The 23766-nt window shown below is 39.6% G+C and carries 24 protein-coding genes, 2 rRNA genes and 1 pseudogene; 8 read left to right on the top strand and 19 right to left on the bottom strand.

What is annotated here, in order from left to right; all coding sequences use genetic code 11:
* Both QT16_RS12125 and QT16_RS20630 read left to right on the top strand, forming a co-directional pair.
* Positions 1-636 (top strand): integrase core domain-containing protein (locus QT16_RS12125; RefSeq protein WP_039486341.1); only part of this gene is annotated, 636 nt, incomplete at its 5' end.
* A 56-nt stretch (positions 637-692) separates the two neighbouring features.
* Positions 693-863 (top strand): annotated as a pseudogene (locus tag QT16_RS20630) (tRNA (uridine(54)-C5)-methyltransferase TrmA); the annotation flags it as partial.
* 66 nt (positions 864-929) lie between these two features.
* Here the strand turns inward: QT16_RS20630 and QT16_RS12130 are convergent.
* The 4 genes from QT16_RS12130 to ccoG all read right to left on the bottom strand — a co-directional run bounded on the left by QT16_RS12130 (position 930) and on the right by ccoG (position 4733).
* The gene (locus QT16_RS12130; protein ID WP_002962055.1) at positions 930-1568 is read right to left on the bottom strand and encodes a thiol:disulfide interchange protein DsbA/DsbL; all 639 of its coding nucleotides are present in this window, start codon (positions 1566-1568) and stop codon (positions 930-932) included.
* Positions 1569-1584: 16 nt separating this feature from the next.
* Positions 1585-2208, bottom strand: a complete 624-nt coding sequence (locus tag QT16_RS12135) for a thiol:disulfide interchange protein DsbA/DsbL (RefSeq protein WP_002962054.1) — start codon at positions 2206-2208, stop codon at positions 1585-1587.
* A 34-nt stretch (positions 2209-2242) separates the two neighbouring features.
* Positions 2243-3217, bottom strand: coding sequence for a serine/threonine protein kinase (locus QT16_RS12140; RefSeq protein WP_024596396.1), 975 nt, complete (start codon positions 3215-3217; stop codon positions 2243-2245).
* Between the two features lie 85 nt (positions 3218-3302).
* Positions 3303-4733 carry a cytochrome c oxidase accessory protein CcoG gene (ccoG, locus tag QT16_RS12145; protein ID WP_002962052.1) on the bottom strand — a complete coding sequence of 477 codons (1431 nt, stop codon included), beginning with the start codon at positions 4731-4733 and terminating at the stop codon, positions 3303-3305.
* A 288-nt stretch (positions 4734-5021) separates the two neighbouring features.
* Here ccoG and QT16_RS12150 point away from each other — a divergent pair, with 288 nt between their 5' ends.
* Positions 5022-5381 carry a hypothetical protein gene (locus QT16_RS12150; RefSeq protein ID WP_039488553.1) on the top strand — a complete coding sequence of 120 codons (360 nt, stop codon included), beginning with the start codon at positions 5022-5024 and terminating at the stop codon, positions 5379-5381.
* Positions 5381-5587 (top strand): hypothetical protein, encoded by a 207-nt coding sequence (locus QT16_RS12155; protein ID WP_002962050.1) that lies wholly within the window; start codon positions 5381-5383, stop codon positions 5585-5587. Before QT16_RS12150 ends, QT16_RS12155 begins: the two co-directional genes overlap by 1 nt.
* 27 nt (positions 5588-5614) lie before the next feature.
* Here QT16_RS12155 and QT16_RS12160 read toward each other — a convergent pair whose 3' ends face one another.
* The 13 genes from QT16_RS12160 to gspC all read right to left on the bottom strand — a co-directional run bounded on the left by QT16_RS12160 (position 5615) and on the right by gspC (position 17622).
* Positions 5615-6202, bottom strand: coding sequence for a UPF0149 family protein (locus tag QT16_RS12160; protein WP_024596395.1), 588 nt, complete (start codon positions 6200-6202; stop codon positions 5615-5617).
* A gap of 22 nt (positions 6203-6224) precedes the next feature.
* Positions 6225-6983, bottom strand: coding sequence for a type II secretion system protein N (locus QT16_RS12165; RefSeq protein ID WP_039488554.1), 759 nt, complete (start codon positions 6981-6983; stop codon positions 6225-6227).
* Positions 6984-6986: 3 nt separating this feature from the next.
* Complete coding sequence (locus tag QT16_RS12170) at positions 6987-7460, bottom strand: type II secretion system protein M (protein ID WP_024596393.1); 474 nt, start codon at positions 7458-7460, stop codon at positions 6987-6989.
* The gene (gspL, locus tag QT16_RS12175) at positions 7457-8665 is read right to left on the bottom strand and encodes a type II secretion system protein GspL (protein ID WP_039488555.1); all 1209 of its coding nucleotides are present in this window, start codon (positions 8663-8665) and stop codon (positions 7457-7459) included. Before gspL ends, QT16_RS12170 begins: the two co-directional genes overlap by 4 nt.
* The gene (gene gspK, locus QT16_RS12180; protein ID WP_039488556.1) at positions 8662-9651 is read right to left on the bottom strand and encodes a type II secretion system minor pseudopilin GspK; all 990 of its coding nucleotides are present in this window, start codon (positions 9649-9651) and stop codon (positions 8662-8664) included. Before gspK ends, gspL begins: the two co-directional genes overlap by 4 nt.
* A complete protein-coding gene (gene gspJ / locus QT16_RS12185) occupies positions 9644-10282 on the bottom strand; it encodes a type II secretion system minor pseudopilin GspJ (protein ID WP_002962041.1) in 639 nt (212 codons plus the stop codon). The genes gspK and gspJ overlap by 8 nt, the downstream gene beginning before the upstream one ends.
* Positions 10283-10657 carry a type II secretion system minor pseudopilin GspI gene (gspI, locus tag QT16_RS12190; RefSeq protein WP_002962039.1) on the bottom strand — a complete coding sequence of 125 codons (375 nt, stop codon included), beginning with the start codon at positions 10655-10657 and terminating at the stop codon, positions 10283-10285.
* Positions 10657-11244 carry a pilus assembly FimT family protein gene (locus QT16_RS12195; protein ID WP_039488557.1) on the bottom strand — a complete coding sequence of 196 codons (588 nt, stop codon included), beginning with the start codon at positions 11242-11244 and terminating at the stop codon, positions 10657-10659. Before QT16_RS12195 ends, gspI begins: the two co-directional genes overlap by 1 nt.
* A 49-nt stretch (positions 11245-11293) precedes the next feature.
* Positions 11294-11716, bottom strand: a complete 423-nt coding sequence (gene gspG / locus QT16_RS12200; protein ID WP_002962036.1) for a type II secretion system major pseudopilin GspG — start codon at positions 11714-11716, stop codon at positions 11294-11296.
* Positions 11717-11797: 81 nt separating this feature from the next.
* Entirely contained in the window at positions 11798-13033 is a 1236-nt protein-coding gene (gene gspF, locus QT16_RS12205) for a type II secretion system inner membrane protein GspF (protein WP_002962033.1), read from the bottom strand.
* 2 nt (positions 13034-13035) lie between these two features.
* Positions 13036-14601: a type II secretion system ATPase GspE gene (gene gspE, locus QT16_RS12210; RefSeq protein ID WP_002962032.1), complete on the bottom strand. Its 1566-nt coding sequence runs from the start codon at positions 14599-14601 to the stop codon at positions 13036-13038.
* Positions 14594-16657, bottom strand: a complete 2064-nt coding sequence (gene gspD, locus QT16_RS12215) for a type II secretion system secretin GspD (RefSeq protein WP_039488559.1) — start codon at positions 16655-16657, stop codon at positions 14594-14596. The genes gspE and gspD overlap by 8 nt, the downstream gene beginning before the upstream one ends.
* A gap of 23 nt (positions 16658-16680) precedes the next feature.
* On the bottom strand, positions 16681-17622 hold the full coding sequence (gene gspC, locus QT16_RS12220; protein ID WP_039488560.1) for a type II secretion system protein GspC: 942 nt from the start codon (positions 17620-17622) through the stop codon (positions 16681-16683).
* A 209-nt stretch (positions 17623-17831) separates the two neighbouring features.
* Here gspC and hslR point away from each other — a divergent pair, with 209 nt between their 5' ends.
* The 4 genes from hslR (at position 17832) to QT16_RS12240 (ending at position 22226) form a co-directional block, all read left to right on the top strand.
* The gene (hslR, locus tag QT16_RS12225) at positions 17832-18254 is read left to right on the top strand and encodes a ribosome-associated heat shock protein Hsp15 (protein ID WP_002962027.1); all 423 of its coding nucleotides are present in this window, start codon (positions 17832-17834) and stop codon (positions 18252-18254) included.
* A gap of 12 nt (positions 18255-18266) precedes the next feature.
* Positions 18267-19112, top strand: a complete 846-nt coding sequence (gene hslO / locus QT16_RS12230; RefSeq protein ID WP_002962025.1) for an Hsp33 family molecular chaperone HslO — start codon at positions 18267-18269, stop codon at positions 19110-19112.
* A 271-nt stretch (positions 19113-19383) separates the two neighbouring features.
* Positions 19384-20922 (top strand): phosphoenolpyruvate carboxykinase, encoded by a 1539-nt coding sequence (locus QT16_RS12235; RefSeq protein ID WP_039488561.1) that lies wholly within the window; start codon positions 19384-19386, stop codon positions 20920-20922.
* A 182-nt stretch (positions 20923-21104) separates the two neighbouring features.
* On the top strand, positions 21105-22226 hold the full coding sequence (locus QT16_RS12240) for a PepSY-associated TM helix domain-containing protein (protein WP_039488562.1): 1122 nt from the start codon (positions 21105-21107) through the stop codon (positions 22224-22226).
* A 595-nt stretch (positions 22227-22821) separates the two neighbouring features.
* On the opposite strand, the gene rrf is transcribed toward QT16_RS12240, so the two are convergent.
* Together rrf and QT16_RS12250 are read right to left on the bottom strand one after the other, a co-directional pair.
* Positions 22822-22936: ribosomal RNA gene (rrf, locus tag QT16_RS12245) — 5S ribosomal RNA — on the bottom strand.
* 144 nt (positions 22937-23080) lie between these two features.
* A 23S ribosomal RNA gene (locus QT16_RS12250) occupies positions 23081-23766 on the bottom strand; the annotation flags it as partial.

A 23766-nucleotide genomic window follows, 5' to 3' on the forward strand; every position in this document is an offset into this window, starting at 1 on the left:
ATTCTCACCGACGCTCAAGTAGCTGCGCTTGAAAAGAAAAAACATGATGACGAAGCGTGTGGTGAAATTGAAACGGCTCACCCAGGTTATCTAGGCTCTCAAGATACATTTTACGTGGGTAATCTCAAAGGCGTTGGGCGTATCTACCAACAAACCTTCGTTGATACATACAGCAAAGTAGCGTTCGCTAAGCTCTACACCACGAAAACGCCAATTACTGCGGCTGACATACTCAACGACAAAGTACTGCCGTACTTCGAACAGTACGAGCTTCCCATGCTACGTATTCTAACCGATAGAGGCACTGAATATTGTGGCAAAGTCGAACATCATGATTACCAGTTATATCTGGCTATTAATGATATCGATCATACAAAAACCAAAGCTATGTCACCGCAAACAAATGGTATCTGCGAACGCTTCCACAAAACGATACTCAATGAATTCTATCAAGTTACATTCCGTAAAAAGCTATATAGCTCATTAGCGGAATTGCAAAAGGATCTGGACGAATGGATGATTTATTACAATAATGACCGAACTCATCAAGGAAAAATATGCTGTGGCAGAACGCCATTAGAAACTTTATTAGATGGAAAATTGATCTGGGCTGAGAAAAATTTAGCTCAAATCTAGACTGACAGTCACCGATTAAAAAACGGGTAACTGTCGGATCAAGTCTGAGCTAGTACAACTTAGTGGCTAATTACGAAAACATAATTTATATATCCTGTAATCCTGAAACTCTTGAGCGTGACCTTGATCACTTAACACGTACGCATAACGTTAAGCGCTTTGCTATATTTGATCAGTTCCCTTATACGCATCACATTGAGTCGGGCGTTTTCTTACAGCGCAAATAAATACGCTCAGTAAACGTTAACCATAAAAAAAGCTCCTTAAGGAGCTTTTTTTTGTTTTAGCTAAACTTACTTGTTAGCTAAGTAATTTATTAATTTGCTAATGTCTTCAGGTTTAGTAATACCCGACTCACGACCTAGGTTTAATTTGTACTTACCATTTACAATAAAGGTAGGTACGCCACGTAGTGCACCTTTTTCTTTAAAGTAGTCTTGATCGCGTTTCATTTTAGAGCTCAGTGTACGTACCGAGAAGCTTTTAAACAGCTTATCAAACTTATCACCATCAACGCCCTGCGCTACAAATATATCTTTTACATCTGCAAGCTCATTAAATTTAGCGCGCTTTGTATGGATATGATTAAAGATTGCAGAAATAATCTGATCTTTTTGTGGAAGCACTTCAGCTGTCGCCAGTGCTTGGCTCATCATCTGTTGGTTTTCTGGGTCACGTACACCTACAAAATCAACATGGCTCTTTTTAAATTTAACGTTTTTATCAAGCTTAGGCTTAAACTCACCAATTAGTGCTTCCATGTTATTACATGCAGGGCAGTAAAATGAGAAAAACTCTTTAACCTCTGGCTTTTTAGTTGCACGCTCAGAAACTACGTCGTAATGCACGCCTTCTTCATACGTTGCTGCAAAGCTTGTTGCTGCCATAGGAAGTAATATTGCAAGCAAACCTGCTTTAACTAATTTAATCATTATTATACTCCGAAATTTATAGTGCTAATAAAAACGCTACTAACTCATCAAGTTCTTTTTGATTTTTGATGGTGTTGAGGTTTATTTTATATTTATCGTTAACAATAAAAGTAGGTACACCTGTAAGTGCGCCTAATTTTGAATATTTATTCTGTTTGTTTTGCATTGCTTGCTCAGCTGAAATAACAGGCATGCTTGCAATCTCTTGATCAAATGTTGCGCTATCAATACCATTTACTTCAAGTAATTTTTTAACGTCTTTCATTTCAGTTAATGGTGCACGTTGAACATGGATACTTTTAAATATTTGATCGCTAATACTTTGCGCCTGACCATGCTGCTTAGCAATTAAGTAGGCAAAGCTTAAATTACTTTGTGCTTGTGGTGACACGCCACCTAAAAAGTTAACGTGGTTTTTAATAAACTCAGCGCCTTCTGGCAAGCCTTTTTCAATTGCTTTTGCTACTGGTTCAAACTTAAAGCAATGTGGACAGTAAAATGAGAAAAACTCGGTTACTTGCGGTGACTTGCTTTTGTCTACATCTATAACAGTGTATTGATTATCAACTTCAAACTGTGCAGCAAGTGCTGCAAATGGTAAACATAAAAGTAATAAACTCAGTTTTAATTTTTTAAGCATTTGTATCTCGTTATACTTGTCTTTAAATAAAATATTACGGCAATAACTTTAACGGTGCTTCTTGCAATGCTGCAAGTTGCTCTTTCAGTGCTAAAATTTGTTGCTCCCAGTATTTGTCATCAGCAAACCATGTAAAGTTCCGCACAAAAGCAGGATCACTCCATCGTTTAGCTACCCATCCCATATAATGAATAATACGCATTGCTCGCAGCGGTTCAATTAATTTGAGTTGAGAGTGATCAAAATCACAAAACTCTTCATACGCATTTACAAGGGTGTCTAACTGTAACAGTTGCGTCGCTCTATCGCCACTGAGCATCATCCATAAATCTTGGATTGCAGGACCTTGGCGGCTGTCGTCTAAATCAACAAACATTAGCGCATCACCTGCCCATAAAATATTACCTACGTGGCAGTCACCATGTAAGCGAATACTTTGCACATCTTTATACTGTTTTTGCGCCTGCTCTATCACTAAATCTAAAATAGTATAAAAGGCAGTATTTATTCCCATGGGCACTAAGTTACTTTTTTGAAGATGAACTTTGGCTGTATGCAAATACTCCTCGCAAGTAACTGTTGGTCTATAAGTAAAAGGTTTTGTTTTAGCTACTTGGTGCATTCGGCCAATTAATCGCCCCATTACATCAAGCTGATCTAAATTATCAACCTCAAATAAACGCCCGCCTACACTTGGAAACAACACAAACAAATACCCTTCGTGTTCAAACAAGCTTTGTCCATTATATAAAATAGGGGCAACAACGGGTACTTCTGCATCCGCTAGTTCAAATGCAAAGTCATGCTCTTCTTGAATTTGCTCTTTACTCCATCGCTCTGGGCGATAAAACTTCACTACGTAACGCAGGCCATCATCCGCTTTAAATTGGTACACTCTGTTTTCATAGCTATTGAGCGCTAATAAACCAGATTCGGCGTACACACCTACGCTTTCTATTGCATCGAGTATTAGGTCTGGTGTTAAGTCAATAAAACTAAATTTACTCATACTCTTCTTATATAAAATAAAAGCGGGTTATATACCCGCTTTTGTTAATTGCTATATCAACTTACCTAATTAAGGTAAGTTGCGATTATCGCGCTTTAAAAAAGTTACTCGACTGCGATATTGTCTCATCCGGCTCATCTACCGGTGAAAGCACAAAGTTAAACTCAGTCATCGGCGCCTTCAAATCATAAGGGTCCATTACAAGTGACAATGGTACGTTATGAGATTCCCCTGCCTGCACAGTAAATGACTGCTTACCAATATACTTAAAGTTATCTAACCCTTGTACTTTAATATTAAAGGTTTGCTCGTACTGCGCTTTATTAATTACCTTTAATGTATAGGTGTTCTCTACTAAACCATCAAAATCGACACGATATAATTGGTTTCGGTCACGAATAATATCAAAGTCCATTGTTTTACGCAGTGCTATATTAGCGACAAGCGCTCCCGTAAGCACAACAAGTATGACCGTATAACCAATAATTTTAGCTCGCAGTGGATTCGTTTTATTTTCTGGGGTTTCGAGATTTCGCTCTGTCGTATATGAAATAAGCCCACGCGGGTATTCCATTTTATCCATTACGCCATCACACGCATCAATACATGCACCACAGTTGATACACTCAGCTTGTAGCCCATTTCTAATATCAATACCTGTTGGGCACACTTGAACGCATAAGTTACAATCTATACAGTCGCCTAACTCTAAATCTTTATGGTCTACTTTACGTGAACGAGGACCACGGCTTTCACCTCGGCTTTCGTCGTACGTTACGGTGTATGTGTCTTTATCAAACATAGCTGATTGAAAACGAGAGTAAGGACAGATGTGTAAACACATAATTTCTCGCATCCAACCGGCATTACCATAGGTACACGCAGCAAAGAAAATAATACTGACTAGTGCATAACCGCCTACATCAAACGTTACAAAGTCAGGGAGTAACTCCCTTATTGGCGTAAAGTAACCCACAAAAGAAATAGCGGTATACAACGAAAACAATACCCAACTAGTATGCTTTGCCGTCTTACGCCAAAACTTATCAAAATTCATGGGTCGTTGATCGAGTTTTTTACGTTGATTAGCCGTGCCTTCAAGCTTTTCTTCGAACCAAATAAAAATAAAAGTCCAAACAGTTTGCGGACATGTGTAGCCACACCACACCCGTCCATAGAAGGTGGTCACTAAAAACAACGCAAATGCTGCCAACATAAAGATAAACGCTAATATAGTAAAATCTTGAGGCCATAGCGTTAAACCAAAAATATTGTATTTTTGGCCAATTAGATCAAACAGCACAGCTTGCTGGCCATTAAAATTAATCCAAGGTAGTAACATAAACGCAAGCAGGCCTAAGAAGCCAATGCGCTGTCTAAGTAATTGATGTAGGCCTTTTACAGCACGCACATAAATACGATTTCGGGGATTGAACCTATCATCTTGACGGCTTAAATCCGGTTTTTGGATTTTCACCTCTACAGGGATATTCTTTACTTTAATTTGCTTGTCCATCGAAGTTCCTCAACGCCGCTTGGAAATAAAAATCCAGCAATACTCAAGTACTCTATACTTAAAGTTAGCAAGTTACTTGCTAGGCATATTTACTTTAATAAATTGCCTTCTCGAATACTTTCAGATATTTCAGAAATATCTGACTGCTGTTAAGCATTATAACAATGTTGGTTAAAATTACTGGCATAGATTGCTAATAATTTATTCATCCCAGTTACTTGCTTTTAAAATGCAGTTTATTACACTGCATGGTAATTCAACCCTACTTAGATCAAGGTTTACGTATCCATGAAAAAATTTATTATTTTGGTAGTTGTGATCCTTGCCTTTTTTACAATCGATCACCCACTTATAAAAGAACCTCGCGAAAGGTTACTAGGTGAAGGCATTGGCTTTTTAAGTGATGCAAGTAAGGTCAACAGAAGCCCAGCTGCAAATATGGCTAAAAATAGGATCAGCAGTCAACTTAAACTATCTGAATCTGAAGATGAGTATGTAGAAAAAACGTTTACAACAGATGACTCTGTTCAGTTATTTCACCTACGCTATTGTCGTGAGCGTGACTTAAACCTTTATTTTTATGACGACCGTTTAAATACGGTATGTAAAATAGTGACTGAAGCATTAGAGCAAAAGCGAGCAAAGTAGTGGATTTTTCAGGATTAAATAAGAAAGCAAGCGACTCATTTCATAAGCAGCGCAATATGCTCAAGCAATTAGCGCAAGGCAAAACATTAAAGTGTGAGAAGTGTAATGGGGTTTTAACACTTGATTTAGCCACCAGCGAGCCTGGTAAAGGCATAGTAAAGTGCAAACAAGGCTGTACGGATATTATATTAGAGCTAGGCACTTAGATTAAACTAAGCGCCTAGTATTAATAATTACTCTTCCCAACTCTCGTCGGTTATCAAGCCGCTATTAATTGCGACCACTTCAATTAGTTCAGCAAACCCTAATGCAAAGTCACCCATAGATTCATACTGATACTGACACAAAGCTTCTATTGTCATGTTATTTTGTTTGGCAATCTGAGCTATTGCTAGTTGGTCGAGTGCAAAAAAGCTTAGTGTGCTTAACGCACTTTCTAATGCTTGTTTAAAATCAACGTCTAATTGCGGTGCATTTAACAAAGGTTCTGCATAAGCTTTCGTTGCAACTAAGAAGCCTTTACTCCACGACTTACAAAATTCAGCATCAAATGTGTCTGGTAATTTATATCCAGTTTCGAACACCTGCTCACTAATTTTGTGATAAAGCGCCATAAACAAAAAAAGCATTTCTTCATCTAAATCATTAGCTGTGTTTGGCAATATTTGCTCAAGCCACTCATGTACATCTAATGGGTTGGGCGAACAAATTACACCAAATAAATAGCCTTGGCTTTGTACAAGGGTCATTGCTTGAGATTGGGTATTTAAAAATGAGCTGAGCTGCTTTGCGTGCAGCTCAGTAAATTGGGGTATTTGCATTAAAACTCTTTATATTAAAACATTAAAAGTTGAGCGGGTAGCGACCTTGGTTATCTGGTCGGCCTAAAAACTTAACCGCATCATGTACATCTTTAGGTAAGCTGGCATCTGGTTTTACATAACCTGCCACTCTAAAGTCGAAATTAGCTTTAAGTGTAGCATCTGCCTCAAGGCCAAGCGTATTATCTGGGTCAATTAATATAGCAACATCACCCGACTTACAGCTTAACTTACCAGCTAGAGGTCCAATATTAAACCATCCATTTAAACCTTGAACATCAATATCAGGGCTCGCTATTTCACCTTTTAGTGAATCACAATAAGGTGCGCCTGAGCTGTATTCATCAAGCTCTAAAATCACACGCCCTTTAGCGGTAACAGGCAGAGGAAGTTGCACACGTTGCATTGCACGCTCTACAGTGGAGCGTACTAGGGCGTCAGTCACTATTACTTTTTTATTCAAAAAACCATAACTTACATCTGCGTAACCCGAAATATCACTGCGTTCTCGTGGATTACCAAATTTTATGTTCGCATTTAGTTTGCCTGTAAATAATTTCCAGCCTGCAATATCCCAACGCACATTATTTAACTGCTCACCATCAAAACGAACTTGCATCATTTGACCTTGCCAAACAGTACCTACAGTTTGCCCAACTTCTAATTGCTTTGGAAAATACGGCTTAGCTATATCTATTGCAATATGTGCTGGTAATTTAATAATACAAAACACAATAAAACTAATTAAAAAGACAGCCGATAACGTTATTATTTTTTTCATTAATTAATTCTCTAATACTAAACGGCTTACGCGCACATAGCCTGATTTATCATCGCGACTTAAATCTAAATTTTCAATTTTTAAACCATGCTGATTTACTAGCTCATCTAGCCATTCTATTAACTGATTAAACTCTACTGAGTCAAGCGTTAAACGAAGTGAATCACTACTGGGCTGCATTTTACTAATATTGATTTTATAGCGTCCACGAGTAGAGTTTACCACTTGGCTTAAGTTTGTATTGCTAGCAACACTGGTGTTGCCTGCAGCCTTTAGCTTAACAATACTGTCATCAACCCAAGCTAATAGCTCTTGTTGTTTAATTTGAGATTGCTGTGCTTTTTCTATCGCGTTATTTAATGGCCTAAATATTCCCATTACTAAAACAAAAATAATAAACACGCCACCAGCGACCATTACCAATTGTTGTTCTTGCTCTTTAAGCGAACGCCACTGTTTCATTAACTGCTTTTTCATACTGCACCTCGCAGTTTAATTTCACCTACGACATAATCACCGTCATTATTTAAAGACCCTTGCTCAACAGTTAAACCTTGCTTTTCAAGTATGATTTTTACTTTACCAAAAGTTTGGAAGTCTTTAGCCCGTGCACGAATTCGCAGCTCATTGCGACGTTTGTCATAACGAAGTGTTTCAGGTGTAAACTCGCTGACTTGCGAAAATACATCAACCAAATTAGTCGTTAAGTCTAAAAAGCCGGATTCACTTGAGCCTTGTATTTTATCTAACGCGCCTTTAATTTGGCTTTTAATTAGATTAGGGCGAACTTTAGTTCCCGGAAATGCTTTTTGATATCTGTCGACTACTTGAGCTTTAGCTACTTCTACTTGTGTATTAAGTTGGTGTAACTCAATAGCTTTTATTGTAATTGTAGAAACCAATGCAACACTTGCTATAATTGCGGCGCCTTTCCAGTAACCCCACCACAAAGCGCTTTGTTTTTTAAGCTGATACATACCTTGGCGTAAGTTAAAATTAACGCTATCTAACTGTTTTGCAAATAATGCTAAAGGTAAGTCGTAATCGCTTGTTTGGGCTTGTAAGTTAACGCTTTCAGGAAATTGATTAGCAGGACTAAAATGTTTAATGTCGGGGTTACCCATGGCTGTTAAATAGCCATTCAACCAACTAGATTCAACCGCACCAATATGCCACTGCCCTTGCTTAAACAACCATTGGTTGTTGAGCTCAATAGCAGTTACGGCGCCATCATCTGCAAGCGGTAACAACAAAGCATCGGGTAATATTCTGTATACTGATAGATTATGCTCAGCAAATAATGCAAGCCATTGTTCAAACCATTCACGGTCTGTCATTGCTACACGAATTGCATGTTGCTCACCAAGCATTGTCGGCTGCGCTACTGCTATAAACAGTTCATCTACGTCACATGCTATATCTTCTTCAAGCATGTATGGCAATGCTTGCTCAAGCTTGCGATTCCATTTTGTTGGCAAAGCGACCGTTTTTAATTGCACTTGGTCACTGGGTAATAACACGACAACTTCTCGGGTAAGTGCTTTTTCGCTTAGCTCACTTAAATGCTCTGCATTTGGTAACTCGCCACTGGCTATTATTTCTTGTTCTTGTGGTGAGTAAATTAACCAGTTAAGTAATTCTTGTTCGGTTTGACCCGTGCGGATCAACAGTATTTCTGTCACTGTACGCCTCCAAATTTTCGCGCCAGTATCGTTACGTCGCCGTCTTTAGCGTGCAGTAATGTGGTCATCGAAAAACGCAGGTCGACAAAGTTTGCCTGCGTTTGTAATTTAAAATATTCGCTTTTAATACTAAATAGACTTTTTATTGAGTCAGTATTAGTACCGCCTTGCTGCTTCACCTGTTCAAAAAATTCATCGATGGTGTCAAATCCAGTTTGCGGTCTTGCGCCTAACACCGCTTCTGCGCCAGATAAGCTCAAGCTTTCTATTAAGGCACTGAGTATGAGCGCTTGCTCTGGCAATAATGTATTTACGTTAATTGATAAAAGCGTACTGCCTGGTATTACACATACATATGGCAATACTTTTTCCATCACTAATGGGTTAAAGCCCTTAACTAAACGCAGCTCCGATGTTGATGCAAATAAACTATTGGCTGTCATATACGGAAAATCTCGTGATAAGTACTCGTCTTCTTCTGCGCCTGAGCGATACGTAATACTGTTCTCATCAAGCCAATCAAATACGCTATCTGCCATTGTCTCTTCTGATTCATCAGCAGGTAAATCTTCAATGTTTTCAAGTAATGCAAAGAGTGCTTTGTGTGCAGGGTTTGTTTTACTTGCGCTATTTTCTTCTGGTGCTATGGCTAAAGCATTTAAATTTAAACATGCTTGTAAATCTGTAATTTTGCCACTTAACGTGCCGTTATCAACAGGGTATGAAGCATCTCCTTGAGTTGCCCACACTTGATCGAGTGTTGTTTTATCGGCATCATCTTTTTTACTTTGCATTAGCCCTTTAATAGCAAGCTCTTCTGCACCGTAGGCGTACCATTTAGCTTGTTGGTGACCTTGCAAGTTTGTACTTTTTTGCACTTGAACCATTAAATTAGCACTCATTTCTACTGCTAAAATAGCCGCTAATGCCACAATAAACAAAACAATAACAAGTGCTGCGCCGCGCGATGATTGCTGCTTAACCATTATTCACATCCGTAGTTTGTGTAGCAACAACTTTGCCTTGCCCTGGAACTAAAAATACACGACGAATTGGCTCTGCTTCTATTTGTTGCAACGTAACAGCAACCGCTTTTGGGAGGGCTTTAATTTCCCACTGTTCTTGCCATTCGTTTTTATCATCTAAAAACTCAAACTTAAGCTCTTCAACATTTTCTAGCACACGTTGAACTCGCGGCTCCATATTATCAAGCTGATCAACATAAACCCGATAAACACGCTCAAGGTTATCGTCAATCACTCTATAACCAACAGCTTGTAGTTCTGAACGTGGCAATAAGTTAATTGGATTTATCCAGCCATCTCGCACAAACGCGATACCATCGTATTGGCTTTCTAAAACGTAACGACCAGCAAGTAAATATTGTTCTTGAACATCACCCGACTCATTGCGAACTGCGCGTTTGGTCATTTGGCTAAAATCTTGATCCATTAATCTAAATGTTGTTTGCAATCCATTTAGCTCAGCAATCTTTTCATCGGAGGCATCTTTTGCTCTTGTTGTCGTCTCGAGTATTTGATGCGTAGCAATAATAACAAAAGCTAAAATACCCAGTGCAACCATAACTTCAAGTAATGTAAACCCGCGCTGCTTCACTTACTTTTTGCCTTTATTTAAATACGTTGATAACTCATATGCTGAATGCTCATATTTTTCATCCGTAAAAACATTTATGGTTAGTTTTACAAAGCTTTTGTCAGCAGTGGCTGTAACTTCTTGTTGCCAAAACCATTCAACACCGCCCATTACTTCGCTGCCTTTAAGGTTATTTTTACCTTGCCATTGTTCGCCTTTAGTACGCTGTTCAATAATAACGTTTTCGGCGACCCAAGATGCATAGGTTTGCTCTTCAATAGTCGTTAAGTGGTGTATATGCTCGCTTGTTGCTTGCATTGCAGCTATACCCGCCATGGCACAAATACTTAATGCCACTAACACCTCTAATAAGGTAAACCCTTTAGTGCGCTTCATTATTCTGGCTCTCGGCGAAAGTTTACTGGTGCAGTAAATTCACCTTCAATGTAATACACAGGCTCGCTTTGCTCTTTTAACTCTAATATAAGTTGAAACGCGCTTACCTCACCTGATGACAAAATAAGTACTTGTGGGATTTTCAACTTTTTAAGCTCAAGTAAACTGTCTTCATCGCCGCCACTCATAAGCTCGCGCCAGTTAGATTGCTCTAAGAGGTTATCTTGCGCCCACGCTAAATCTTCTAAGTTAAGAGTGAGCTTTAATCTTTCATCTAATTCTATTGGTTTAAAAAGATCTTCACGGTCAAAAGTAATCCACTTCTCACCATCGAAAACTAAATACTCTAACGTATTTTCTTCTACTAATAAGCCCAATTCAACTTGGTTTAAAATAGCAAATTCCGATGCCATATTAATGGTGGTATGCAGCCTTAGTGCTTGAGTATCTAACTCCTCCTCAGCACCGCCTTCTAAGCTATATACCACCATTTTGGTGGCAAAAGCGATGATCACTAATACCACTAAAATTTCTATTAAACTAAAGCCTCTGCTTTTTGCATGGCGCTGCTTAAGGCTTGCTTTCATAGCAAGCCTCTAGCATTAACATGTTCATACAGAATGGTGTACTTAGGCATTATTGTTTTTCTTCGTCCCAGTTACCGATATCGTCATCAGTACCTGCTTCACCGTCTGGACCCATAGAAAAAATATCAAACTTGCCAATTTCACCTGGGCTAATTAACTGATAAGTATTACCCCAAGGATCTTCTGGTAATTCATTAATAAAGCCACCATCAGGGAAACGTTTTGGAACCGGTTCAATGCTTGTTTGGGTAACTAGCGCTTCAAGACCTTGCTCCGTGCTTGGGTAGCTCTTATTTTTAAGCTTGTATAAGCTCATTGCATCTTCTAATTGCTGGATATCTAGATGTGCTTTATCAATAGCAGCCTCTTCTTGCTGACCCATAATGTTAGGTGCAACAATTGACATAATCATCCCGATGATAACCAGTACCACCATCACTTCTAGTAAAGAAAAACCTGATTGTTTATTCACGTAATTACCTCATTATTCTAAAAACATTAAGTAAAAATGGTTTAGGTAAAACCACTAATATATTTAAAAATTTATTCTAACTTAAAGTCCAACAGCTTTATTCATCGCCATTATTGGCTGCAATATTGCCATTACTATAAATAATACAATAACCGCCATTGAGGCGATCATCGCAGGCTCTAGTAGTTTAAGCGATACATTAACCATGCTCTCGAATTCGCGATCTTGGTTATTTGCAGCACGCTCTAACATTTGCTCTAGTTCACCTGATTTTTCACCACTTGCTATCATATGCAGCATCATTGGTGGAAACAACTTAGTTTGCTGAAGTGCAGCTCTTAAGCTTGCACCCTCACTCACTCTATCGGATGCATCTGCAACCGCTTTTTTAATTTTTTCGTTGATTAATACGCCACCCGAGATACGCATTCCTTCAAGTAATGGTACCGAGCTTGACGATAAAATACTTAAAGTACGCGCAAAACGTGCGGTGTTAATACCACGAGCCACTTTACCTATACCTGGCATATGTAGCACTCGGTCATCCCACCAAAAACGTATTTTAGGCTGCTTAAGTGCATGCTTAATACCAATGGCTATAGCTGTAATCGCTATTAAACTAATAAACCAATAATTTTGCACAAAATGGCTGCCAGCCATAACCCATTCGGTTGTCCAAGGAAGTACTTGTTTCGTTTTTTCAAACGTTTTTAATATTTTTGGTACTACGGTGCCCAGTAAGACCGACACAATACCAATTGCAAATACCACTAATATAATAGGGTAAACCATAGCCTGAGTTATTTGGCTACGCATATGTTGGCGCTGCTCGGTATAGTCGGCTAAACGATTAAGAACTTGGTCAAGGTGACCCGACTTTTCGCCTGCGGCTACCATTGCACGATATAAATCGTCAAAAACATGAGGAAACTCACTAAGACCATCGGCAAGGGTGTAACCTTCAACTACTTTTGAGCGTACCGACATAAGCATCCGCTTTAAACGCGGCTTTTCGCATTGCTCAGCAACCGCCATAACAGCGCCTTCAACAGGAAGTGCCGATTGAATAAGTGTTGCTAATTGCCTTGTAATTAATGCTAAGTCTGAGGTTGAAATTGTCGGCTTAAAAAAGCCACCGAGTAAAGGGGCTTTTTCGCCTTTGACCTGTTTATCACTTTGCGCCGCAGGAACAACTTCAAGCGGCGTTAGTTTTTGATCACGTAAAGTTTGGCGGATTTGTTTAGCTGTATCGGCTTCTAAAATGCCTTTTTTTTCTTTACCTCGACCATCTAAGGCACGATATTCAAACGCCGCCATAGTTAACCTTCCTCACGGGTAACACGCAATACTTCTTCAAGTGTTGTTTTGCCTGCCAGTACACGGCTACACCCATCTTGACGAATACTTGGGCTGCGCTTACGAATGTATTTTTCTACGCTTTGCTCGCCTTTACCGTTGTGAATCATTTCGCGTATGGTTTCATCAACTACAAGTAACTCATGAATACCTGTACGACCACGGTAACCATTAAAGTTACACTCTTCACACCCCACCGCTCGATAGATTGTCGGTTGGCTTTCAAAAGGAACCCCTAACAGCTGGCATTCATGCTCATCAGCCGTGTGACCTTCTTTACAGGTATTACATAACGTACGTACTAAGCGTTGCGACAATACACCGAGTAACGACGATGAAAGTAAGAAGGGTTCAACACCCATATCTTCCATACGTGTAATTGCACCCGATGCGGTATTTGTATGCAAAGTAGACATAACAAGGTGACCGGTAAGTGACGCTTGAACACCAATTTGCGCAGTTTCTAGGTCGCGTATTTCACCCACCATTACTACATCTGGATCTTGACGTAATATTGCACGTAAACCACGTGCAAATGTCATATCAACTTTTGCATTAACTTGTGTTTGCCCAATGCCTGGAATTTCGTACTCTATCGGATCTTCAACGGTAAGAATATTACGATCGCGTGAGTTAATTTGGCTCATACCAGCGTATAAAGTGGTACTTTTACCAGAGCCCGTTGGCCCTGTTACCAAAATAATGCCGTGGGGTTTACTAATTAAATCTGAAAACAAAGCGCGATTTTCTGCAGTCATACCTAAATCTTCAAGGTTTAAGCGCGCGTTGTTTTTGTCAAGTAAACGCAGTACTACGCGCTCACCAAAGCTCGATGGCATTGTAGATACACGCACATCAACTGCACGCCCTGCAATACGTAAGCTAATACGACCATCTTGTGGAATACGTTTTTCAGCTATATCAAGCTTAGCCATTACTTTAATTCGAGATACAAGTAACGATGCAAGTTTACGATTAGGCTTAAGTACTTCTTTAAGCACGCCATCGACCCTAAAGCGAATAACAAGCTCTTGCTCGAAGGTTTCGATATGAATATCAGAAGCCCCTTCTTTAATCGCTTCACTTAGCATGGCATTAATAAGCTTGATGATTGGCGCATCATCGTCACCAGCAAGTAAATCTTCAGTTTGCGGGAGCTCATCAGCAAGTGAGAATAAATCAACCTCGTTGCCAATATCTTCCATCATTTGTTGCGTTTCAGAGCTATCACGTTGGTATGACGCTTCAAGCAATAGCTCAAATTTATCATCATCCAATTGCTCAAGTGTAAAACCATGGCCTGCGATACGGCGTACTTCTAATAGTACTTCCACATCTAGCTCACCACGGTAGTAAACTATACGATGATCTTTGTTTTTACCCAGTAACACACCTGCGCGTCTTGCATAGGAAAACGGCAAACGCTTTGCTGGTAACTCAACTAACACATCACTCGTTAATAGCTCATCCTGATTATGCGTTTGAGGATGAACCACATCTTGGTTTATCTCTTGAATCGCATTAGTCATCTTTACGCTCTTGTGCATTTTGTTTACGTAGAGACTCTTCATACGTAGGTGGAAGTACTAGTTCGTCATTCCACTCAGGTAAAATAGGCGTATCAGTCATTGGCATTAACTCAATACCATCTTCTTTTTGTTTAAACTGCTCACCACGAATAAAGTTATATTTATTAAAGCTTAACTTATTCATGCTTACACCATCACGAATAATGGTTGGGCGAATAAATACAATAAGATTACGCTTACGGCGCGTTGTATTTGTTGATCTAAACAGGTGACCTAAAATAGGGATATCGCCTAATAACGGTACCTTAGAAACACTTTCTTGTACGTCTTCGTCAATTAAACCGCCAAGTACAACCATACCGCCATCATCGGCCATAACCGTTGTTTTAATTGCACGTTTATTAACTGAAATATCAACAGCAGTTGCACCACTTACACTCGATACTTCTTGCTCAATAGTAAGTTGTACTGCAGAACCATCGTTAATCTGTGGCGTAACTATCAGTTTAATACCGACTTCTTGACGCTCAACTGTTTGAAATGGGTTAGCATTATTACTGCCCGTTTGTGAGCCTGTAATAATAGGCACTTCTTGACCGACTAAAATAGAAGCTTCTTCGTTATCCATTGTAGTAATAGAAGGGGTAGCCAAAATATTTGAATTTGTATCAGTGGCAACAGCCTGAATAATTGCGCCCCAATCATTTTTAACAACGCCCAGCGCTAAACCATTAATGCCACTTAGCAATGAAGCAAGCGCATCATAGTCACCCTCAGTCGTTTCGTCATAACTAGTAACGGTTCCAGTTTCTGTACCAATGATAGTTTTAGTTACGGTTGTATCTTGTGCTTGCTCTGCAGCAACAGCTAATGAACCCACGGGAACCGTAGTGCCGTTGTTAAACTGCAACATACCGCCCTGCTCAGAAATCCACTGCAGGCCTAAGTTAACCCCGTCGCCTTCCATTACTTCAATAATAATGGCTTCAACTAGTACTTGGGCACGGCGAATATCAAGGCGTTCAATTACAGATTCAAGTGATCGCATTGTGTCTGGCTGTGCGGTAATAATTAATGAGTTTGAGTCAGGGTGAGACTCTATACTGCTTTCATTATTGCTTCTGCTACGAGTTTTAGTAGTACCGCCTTGTGCATCTTCAACAAGGGACTTACTAACACCCTGCAATACTTTGACTAAATCTTCAGCTTTAGCATAATTTAGGTAAAACACCTTGGTGTTACCTTGGCTTTCTAATTCGCCATCTAAGCGCTTAATGAGCTCAATAGCACGTGTACGTGCTTGACCTTCACCACTTACAATAACGCTATTAGTTCGGCCATCAGCCACAACTTTTGGAATTAAAAACTCAGGTACACTGCCTTTACCGCTGTCTTTATAGATATTATCTACCACAGAGACAACATCATCTGCCGTCGCATATTTAAGCTTAACGATGTCTACACGCTTGTCACCCGCCTGATCAACAGAACGAATAATCTCAACTAAGCGATTAACCGATGCTGCATGACCCGTTAGCATCATAACGTTAGCCGCATTAAAGTTGGCAACGTGGCCACCATCTTTTTGATCGCTAAATTGACGAACCAAAGGGCCAAGCTCTTGTACACTTACATTTTTAACACGTACAACACGTGTAATCATCATGTCGCCGCTAGCTTCACTACCTTCGTCAATAAGTGGTACATTTGATTTTTTGGCGTCTGAACTTTTTTCTATCTTAATTATGCCATTGTCCATTTCAACAGCTGAGTAGCCATAAACTTCCAATACATTTAAGAAGAACTGATAATAAAGTGCTTCGTCCATTAACTCATAGCTGCGAACATTTACTTTGCCGCGCACGTTAGGGTCAATAATCACTGTTTTATTAAGGTTTTTACCAACAATATTAATAAACTCGTTGATATCAGTTCCTTTAAAGTTAGCAGCATATTCAACAGCAGAAACAGACAAAGAAATACTTGCCGCCAAAAAAAGTGCTGCGTACTTAGCTAACCCTTTTTTAATTTTTTTGAGGTGTAGCACCTGAACCATTATATTAAAACTCCAAAGCTAAATTATTGCAGACTAAATTGCACATCGATTTGTTCACCATCACGTTCTATAGTGATATTGGCATCTGTACTATTACGCAGCTCGTTGATAGCTGACATAGCCTGTTTTAAATCTGTTAATTGATAGCCATTTATAGAAATAGCCAAATCGTTATTTTTTAATCCCATTTGTTTAAACAGTTCAGGCTCTTTACCTGGACTTAAACGATATCCGATTAGTTCGCCATCATTCATGGCTTGTGAAACACGTATATAGTCAAATAATTTGCCTGGCTCTTCGAGCAGCTCTTCACGTGTTTCTATAATTGCTTCTTTAACATCTGGATCTGCAGTAGCATCTATTTGTAGTTCACTTGGCTCTACTTTTTGCGGACCCATTTCAGCATCATCACGGGCAGCGAGTACTGGCATAGATACCGTTTTATTAAAATCGAGCCCATCAAGCATCAATGTCTCAAAACGCCCATTAACATTCAAAATAACGCGATCTGGTAATATTTGTGCTACTTCAGCACGCGTGCCTAATACAACTTCTTCAACAAGATAGCTTACTTGCTTACCTTGTGATTCAATAATTGCGATACCTGCTTTATCATCGTTATTAACCGCTACAATACCGGTTAAATTTATACTTAGGCGTGTTTCTGGCGCGTTGTTTATAACCTGCGATTGCTTTGCAGTATTATTGTTGTTTGTTACAGTTTTTTTACCAAATAAGAATTGCTCAACAATATGCTGCGCAGAGTTATTACTCGCACCAGATGTCTGATTAGCATGATGGCTAGGGGTAAGCAGAGTTATCGGTGGTTTTGGCCACAAAAGCCAAACTAGTTTTGATAATAAAAATGCAAGATAAACAACAACTAAGAGTGTCACTAATGCACTTAACTTAGCATGCGGTAAACGAGTTAAAAATTGTTTTAGTTGTTGGATTTGCTGTTCCATAAATAGTGTTCTTATTTTAATTTACTGCGTTAGCGCGTACCCATAGTACCCTTTCATTTTTCTTTCAACAAGCACACTAATATTAAACTTTGTAAACAGATTCAATTAACTTTACATAACCGTATAAAAAGTAAACGGCTGTTGTAATACCTTCATCCTACGATGATTTCATGATAAATTTTAAGCTATAAAACGCGGGGAAATGCCTTATGAGTAAAAAAAGTAACGCTAATACCAACTCAGACCATGCGGATGGGTTAAAAGTTCGATTAGATAAATGGTTGTGGGCTGCGCGATTTTATAAAACTCGTGCTATTGCACGTGAAATGGTACAAGGCGGCAAAGTGCATTATAATGGACAACGTACAAAAGCGAGTAAAATAGTAGAAGTTGGCGCAAACATAAAACTTGCACAAGGAGTAGATGAAAAGCTGATAACCATACTCTCAGTGCTTGAAAAACGCCAAAGCGCCCCCATTGCACAGACCATGTATCAAGAATCTGATGCCAGTATTGCTAAACGCGAAGAGAACAGCATCGCACGCAAAAATAACAGCTTTTTTGCCCCCCATCCGGATAAAAAACCGGATAAAAAGCAAAGACGCGAACTTTTAAAAATGAAATCAAGTTAGGTATAGCCGCTCATGCAACAAGATTTACTTCACCGTTATTTATTCAACGAACTAGATGTTCGTGGCGAACTCGTACAAATCGAGAGTGCTTATAATGAAATGATTGCCGACCATAATTACCCAGACCCTGTTAAAGCATTACTTGGTGAGTTACTCGTTGCAACCTGTTTACTTACTGCTACCTTAAAGTTTGAAGGTGAAATTGCTGTACAGCTTCAAGGTGATGGCCCAGTTAAATATGCTGTTATAAATGGTGATGACAAACAAAATATGCGTGGTATTGCACGCCTGCAAAGCGAAATTACGGGCACAACTGTAAAAGAGCTTATTGGCCAAGGCTATATGGTAATCACTATTACCCCTGAAAAAGGTGAACGCTACCAGGGTATAGTGCCGCTAGAGCATGATACTCTTAGTGAATGTATCGAAAGTTACTTTGAGCAATCTGAGCAGCTAAAAACACGTCTTTGGTTTGCAACTGACACTACTGAAGGTAGCGCAAAAGCATGTGGTCTATTTCTACAAGTGCTTCCAGTTGATAAACAAAAATCAATTGAAGACTTTGCACACCTAGAAGCTTTAAGTAACACGATTAAAAATGAAGAGTTGTTACACTTAGATGCGAACACTGTTCTTACACGTCTTTATCACGAAGATAATCCTCGCGTATTTGAACCTCAAGCTATTAAATTCAAATGTGGTTGTAGTCGTGATAAAACAATTACTGCGCTTGTTAATATTGGACAAGAAGAGCTACTCAAAGATGTAGCTGAGAAAGGGACTGTTAACATTAACTGTCATTACTGTTTAAAAGAGTATGTTTTTAACGAACAAGACATAAAAAGCATTTTCAACTAAATGTTCAGCTTCATTTATATATAGTAATTAAAGCCGCAAAATATGCGGTTTTATATTATAAAAAGATGATACCGGTGTCATGAATTTTGTTAATTTACTGACACCGGTATCATTGAAATTATTCATGTTTTTTAGCAAATATATGTGTTTTTAGAGGCTTTACGGGCTCGAATATCTCAAAACCTTCTGTTACTATAATTTCAGCTTAAGGGCACTGATAACCCCAGAGCTATCCCGTTCAAACTCTCACACATTATAGTTAGGTATAAACATGACTACAGGCGCTACACGTTTTGTCGATTTAACCGCAGCTGAACTTGTCGAGCATGCGATCCGCCGTGGCGAAGGTACTTTAGCCGCAAATGGTGCTTTTGTTGCAATTACAGGAAAACGAACTGGCCGTTCACCAAAAGATCGTTTTATTGTTCAAGAAGCGACAACTCAAGATGACATTCAATGGGGCAACGTTAACCGCCCATTTGATGCAGAAAAATTTGACGCATTATGGGCTCGCGTAGAAGCACATGTTCAAAGTAATGACCACTTCACCTCTCACCTTGAAGTTGGCGCTGACCCTGAGCATTATCTACCTGTAGTCGTAACTACAGAAACAGCGTGGCACCATATTTTTGCCAAAAACATGTTTATCGAACCACAAAACTATAACGCCTCAAACTTACCACAATGGCAAGTAATGAACGTTCCTTCGTTTGTATGCGAGCCGGAACGTGATGGCACAAATAGCGATGGCACCGTTATTATTAACTTTGCACAGCGTAAAGTATTACTAGCAGGTATGCGCTACGCCGGTGAAATGAAAAAATCGATGTTTTCTGTACAAAACTTCCTACTACCAGCAAAAGGTGTATTACCAATGCACTGTTCTGCTAACGTTGGTGAAGCAGGCGATACAGCATTATTCTTCGGTTTATCTGGTACGGGCAAAACAACTCTTTCAGCAGATCCTACTCGCTTTTTAATTGGTGATGACGAACACGGTTGGGCACCTGGAAGCGTGTTTAATATTGAAGGCGGTTGCTATGCTAAATGTATCGACCTGTCACAAAAGAACGAACCTGTAATTTGGAATGCAATTCGCTTTGGTACTATTTTAGAGAATGTAGTGCTAGATGAAAAAGGCGTCCCAGATTTTAACGATACTAGCCTTACTCAAAATAGCCGTGCAGCATATCCACTTGAACATGTTGAAAAACGTAAAGTTGAAAACCGCGCAGGCGAACCAAAAGCTGTTGTATTTTTAACTTGTGATGTAAGCGGTGTATTACCACCGGTATCTGTTCTTAGCGAAGAAGCTGCTGCTTTTCACTTTTTAAGTGGATACACAGCTAAAGTTGGCTCAACTGAGATTGGCTCTACTAGCGATATTGAATCAACGTTTTCAACCTGCTTTGGTGCTCCATTCTTCCCACGTCCTGCTGGTGTTTACGCTGAGCTTCTTATGAAGCGTGTACGCGAGTTTGGCGCTAAAGTATACCTTGTGAATACAGGTTGGACTGGCGGTCCTTACGGCACAGGTAAGCGCTTCGATATTCCGACTACTCGCGCAGTAGTTGATGCAATCGTATCTGGTAAATTAGCCGGTGTTGAAACTCAGCACATTGATGTTTTAAACCTAGATGTACCGGTAGCAGTTCCAGGTGTAGATACAAACCTACTTAATCCTATAAATACGTGGGAAGATAAAGCTAAGTACAATGAATATGCAGCAAAACTTGCCGCTGACTTCACTGAAAACTTTGCTAAGTATGACGTATCAGACGATATAAAAAATGCAGGACCTAAAGCTTAAATAAGCTTCAAGCTTGTATTTTAACGCCAGCCAAGGGCTGGCGTTTTACTTTCTAAATACCTAATTTAATAAGTGCGACAAAATGCCGCACAACTCATATCAAAAACCATATAATATACCGCGTAATTAATCATTCCTTAATACCCAATAAAACTGCATTACTCATTACGGCTATTTAATTGATGACACTAAAGCTTTCATGGCGAAAAACATTCAGGCGGTTACATTTATACTTAGGCCTATCAGTAGGTGTTTTACTTACTATTATCACTCTTTCTGGCTCTATATTAGTTTACTATCCGCAAATAGACTTACTGCTAAATCCAGCAAATGACGCTACTACAAACATAAAAACGCCTAATTGGGATCAAGCATATAATACGCTAAGAGCCAATTTCCCTTCAAAGCAAGGGCCATGGCGATTAGAAAACACAGGTATAAACTCCGTAATTCCCGCGCGATACTACAATCCAATAGAAACAAAAGAGCAAGGCTTTGCCCCCTTAATGGTATGGCTATCTAGCAGTAGTGATAAAGTAATACGTAAAAACTATTGGGGAAAATACTTAGTAACTTGGATGTACAACTTACATTTTTCATTACTAACAGGAGCAACGGGCACTCTCGTTGTTGGCTATATAGGCATAGCCTCAATAGTTCTTCTTATCTCTGGGTTCTTTGCTTGGTTTCCAAAGCCTGGGCAGTGGGTAAAGGCACTAAAATTTAAATCTCGTAGCTCTAAAATAGGTTTGCTATACGACTGGCATAAACTAATTGGTTTAACCTTCTGCATACCGCTACTAGCTTTAACTGTTACAGGTGTTATGCTCGCTATTCCAAAACAAACAGATCCTATATTAACCGCTCTAGTTAGCGATATAAACTCCCCACCAAAAACACAAATTCAACCGAGCAAACAAACCGATATTTCTTTATCACAAGCGGTATTAATAGCTGAAAAAGCATTACCGAATGCGCGTTTAGCTTGGATTGAAACACCATCAAACTTAAATGCTATTTACAGATTAAGATTTCAAACTGTAAACGATCCTTCGTATCGCTTTCCACATAGCTATATAGAGGTTAATGCACTTACAGGAAAGTTAGAGAGCGTGTTTAATATAGATAAGCAAAGTACGGCTAGTAAAATAAAAAGCTGGATACACCCTCTACATGACGGCAGCATTGGCGGTAACATTTTAAAAGTCATTTGGGTGTTAAGTGGCTTCGGATCTGCTGCATTGTTTATTATCGGCGTATATAGGTGGTTAGTTAGAACCAAGAGAATACAAAATAAACTTTAGTTGAAGGAGTACATGAATTGCTTTTCAGTAAGTCTTGTCGATAGTTTTTAATATAAAGTATATGGCCTTCGTTAATCTTAGGATTAAAAATTAATAACGCTCAGTACATATGAATTAAAGCAGCCCCTAACCGCTTATCTGGCTATAAAACAATTAATGAAGGGTAGTTAATACTGCAAGTTTAGATAGGCACTCCATGAACACTATTATTTAAAAACCTCATGCCCATTAGATTTAAGTTCTATGCGTAAACCTCTGTATCAACCTCTGCCTAACTATTTTTATTCTCTTCAGTAACCTACCCAAAGCGTATATAAAGACTTAAAGGTCATGTTCAATACTTATCACAAGACCAGATAATTAACGCTTTTATATTAGGTCAGATGTTAAACCAATTGGTATTATTTAGCCACAGTACAAATACTACCACTCATTGTCGAGCGGAGGTTTTTTATGCTTTTGACGTCGGGAGTCACTACGCTCGCCCGACCTACGTGATGAATCTGCTATGGGTGTGTGTTAATTGCGCGTATTTTACTTTTCTACAGACGTAAAAAAGCCCGACTATTTCTAGTTGGGCTTTCTACAATTTGAAGCCTGGTAATGTCCTACTTTCACATAGCAAATGCTACACTATCATCGGCGCTGTTTCGTTTCACTACTGAGTTCGGCATGGAGTCAGGTGGGTCCAAAACGCTATTGTCACCAAGCAAATTAGGGCGTTAATACGTGTTTCTGCGCATTAACTGAATTTGGAAAATATCTGATAATATTTTTTAAGTCGTTCTAAGTAATATCTACTTTAGTCATATTAACTTCTGTCAAACTGTCGCATAAAACGCGTTTGGCGTTGTATGGTTAAGCCTCACGGGTAATTAGTACAAGTTAGCTTAATGGCTCACACCACTTCCACATCTTGCCTATCAACGTTGTAGTCTTCAACGGCCCTTCAGAGACTTTAAAAGTCTAGTGAGAACTCATCTCGAGGCCTGCTTCGCGCTTAGATGCTTTCAGCGCTTATCAGTTCCGAACGTAGCTACCGGGCAATGCCATTGGCATGACAACCCGAACACCAGCGGTTCGTTCACTCCGGTCCTCTCGTACTAGGAGCAACCCCTCTCAATTCTCAAACGCCCACGGCAGATAGGGACCGAACTGTCTCACGACGTTCTAAACCCAGCTCGCGTACCACTTTAAATGGCGAACAGCCATACCCTTGGGACCGACTTCAGCCCCAGGATGTGATGAGCCGACATCGAGGTGCCAAACACCGCCGTCGATATGAACTCTTGGGCGGTATCAGCCTGTTATCCCCGGAGTACCTTTTATCCGTTGAGCGATGGCCCTTCCATTCAGAACCACCGGATCACTATGACCTACTTTCGTACCTGCTCGACGTGTCTGTCTCGCAGTTAAGCTGGCTTCTACCATTACACTAACCGTACGATGTCCGACCGTACTTAGCCAACCTTCGTGCTCCTCCGTTACTCTTTAGGAGGAGACCGCCCCAGTCAAACTACCCACCAGGCACTGTCCGTAA

The organism is Pseudoalteromonas distincta (assembly GCF_000814675.1).
In the GTDB taxonomy this organism is placed as follows: domain Bacteria; phylum Pseudomonadota; class Gammaproteobacteria; order Enterobacterales; family Alteromonadaceae; genus Pseudoalteromonas; species Pseudoalteromonas distincta.

What these genes read in the sequence shown, in the direction of transcription:
- QT16_RS12130 (WP_002962055.1), bottom strand. Translation starts at nt 1,568, where the DNA reads ATGATTAAATTAGTTAAAGCAGGTTTGCTTGCAATATTACTTCCTATG.
- QT16_RS12135 (WP_002962054.1), bottom strand. Translation starts at nt 2,208, where the DNA reads ATGCTTAAAAAATTAAAACTGAGTTTATTACTTTTATGTTTACCATTT.
- QT16_RS12140 (WP_024596396.1), bottom strand. Translation starts at nt 3,217, where the DNA reads ATGAGTAAATTTAGTTTTATTGACTTAACACCAGACCTAATACTCGAT.
- ccoG (WP_002962052.1), bottom strand. Translation starts at nt 4,733, where the DNA reads ATGGACAAGCAAATTAAAGTAAAGAATATCCCTGTAGAGGTGAAAATC.
- QT16_RS12150 (WP_039488553.1), top strand. Translation starts at nt 5,022, where the DNA reads ATGAAAAAATTTATTATTTTGGTAGTTGTGATCCTTGCCTTTTTTACA.
- QT16_RS12160 (WP_024596395.1), bottom strand. Translation starts at nt 6,202, where the DNA reads ATGCAAATACCCCAATTTACTGAGCTGCACGCAAAGCAGCTCAGCTCA.
- QT16_RS12165 (WP_039488554.1), bottom strand. Translation starts at nt 6,983, where the DNA reads ATGAAAAAAATAATAACGTTATCGGCTGTCTTTTTAATTAGTTTTATT.
- QT16_RS12170 (WP_024596393.1), bottom strand. Translation starts at nt 7,460, where the DNA reads ATGAAAAAGCAGTTAATGAAACAGTGGCGTTCGCTTAAAGAGCAAGAA.
- gspK (WP_039488556.1), bottom strand. Translation starts at nt 9,651, where the DNA reads ATGGTTAAGCAGCAATCATCGCGCGGCGCAGCACTTGTTATTGTTTTG.
- gspI (WP_002962039.1), bottom strand. Translation starts at nt 10,657, where the DNA reads ATGAAGCGCACTAAAGGGTTTACCTTATTAGAGGTGTTAGTGGCATTA.
- QT16_RS12195 (WP_039488557.1), bottom strand. Translation starts at nt 11,244, where the DNA reads ATGAAAGCAAGCCTTAAGCAGCGCCATGCAAAAAGCAGAGGCTTTAGT.
- gspF (WP_002962033.1), bottom strand. Translation starts at nt 13,033, where the DNA reads ATGGCGGCGTTTGAATATCGTGCCTTAGATGGTCGAGGTAAAGAAAAA.
- gspE (WP_002962032.1), bottom strand. Translation starts at nt 14,601, where the DNA reads ATGACTAATGCGATTCAAGAGATAAACCAAGATGTGGTTCATCCTCAA.
- gspD (WP_039488559.1), bottom strand. Translation starts at nt 16,657, where the DNA reads ATGGTTCAGGTGCTACACCTCAAAAAAATTAAAAAAGGGTTAGCTAAG.
- gspC (WP_039488560.1), bottom strand. Translation starts at nt 17,622, where the DNA reads ATGGAACAGCAAATCCAACAACTAAAACAATTTTTAACTCGTTTACCG.
- hslR (WP_002962027.1), top strand. Translation starts at nt 17,832, where the DNA reads ATGAGTAAAAAAAGTAACGCTAATACCAACTCAGACCATGCGGATGGG.
- hslO (WP_002962025.1), top strand. Translation starts at nt 18,267, where the DNA reads ATGCAACAAGATTTACTTCACCGTTATTTATTCAACGAACTAGATGTT.
- QT16_RS12235 (WP_039488561.1), top strand. Translation starts at nt 19,384, where the DNA reads ATGACTACAGGCGCTACACGTTTTGTCGATTTAACCGCAGCTGAACTT.
- QT16_RS12240 (WP_039488562.1), top strand. Translation starts at nt 21,105, where the DNA reads ATGACACTAAAGCTTTCATGGCGAAAAACATTCAGGCGGTTACATTTA.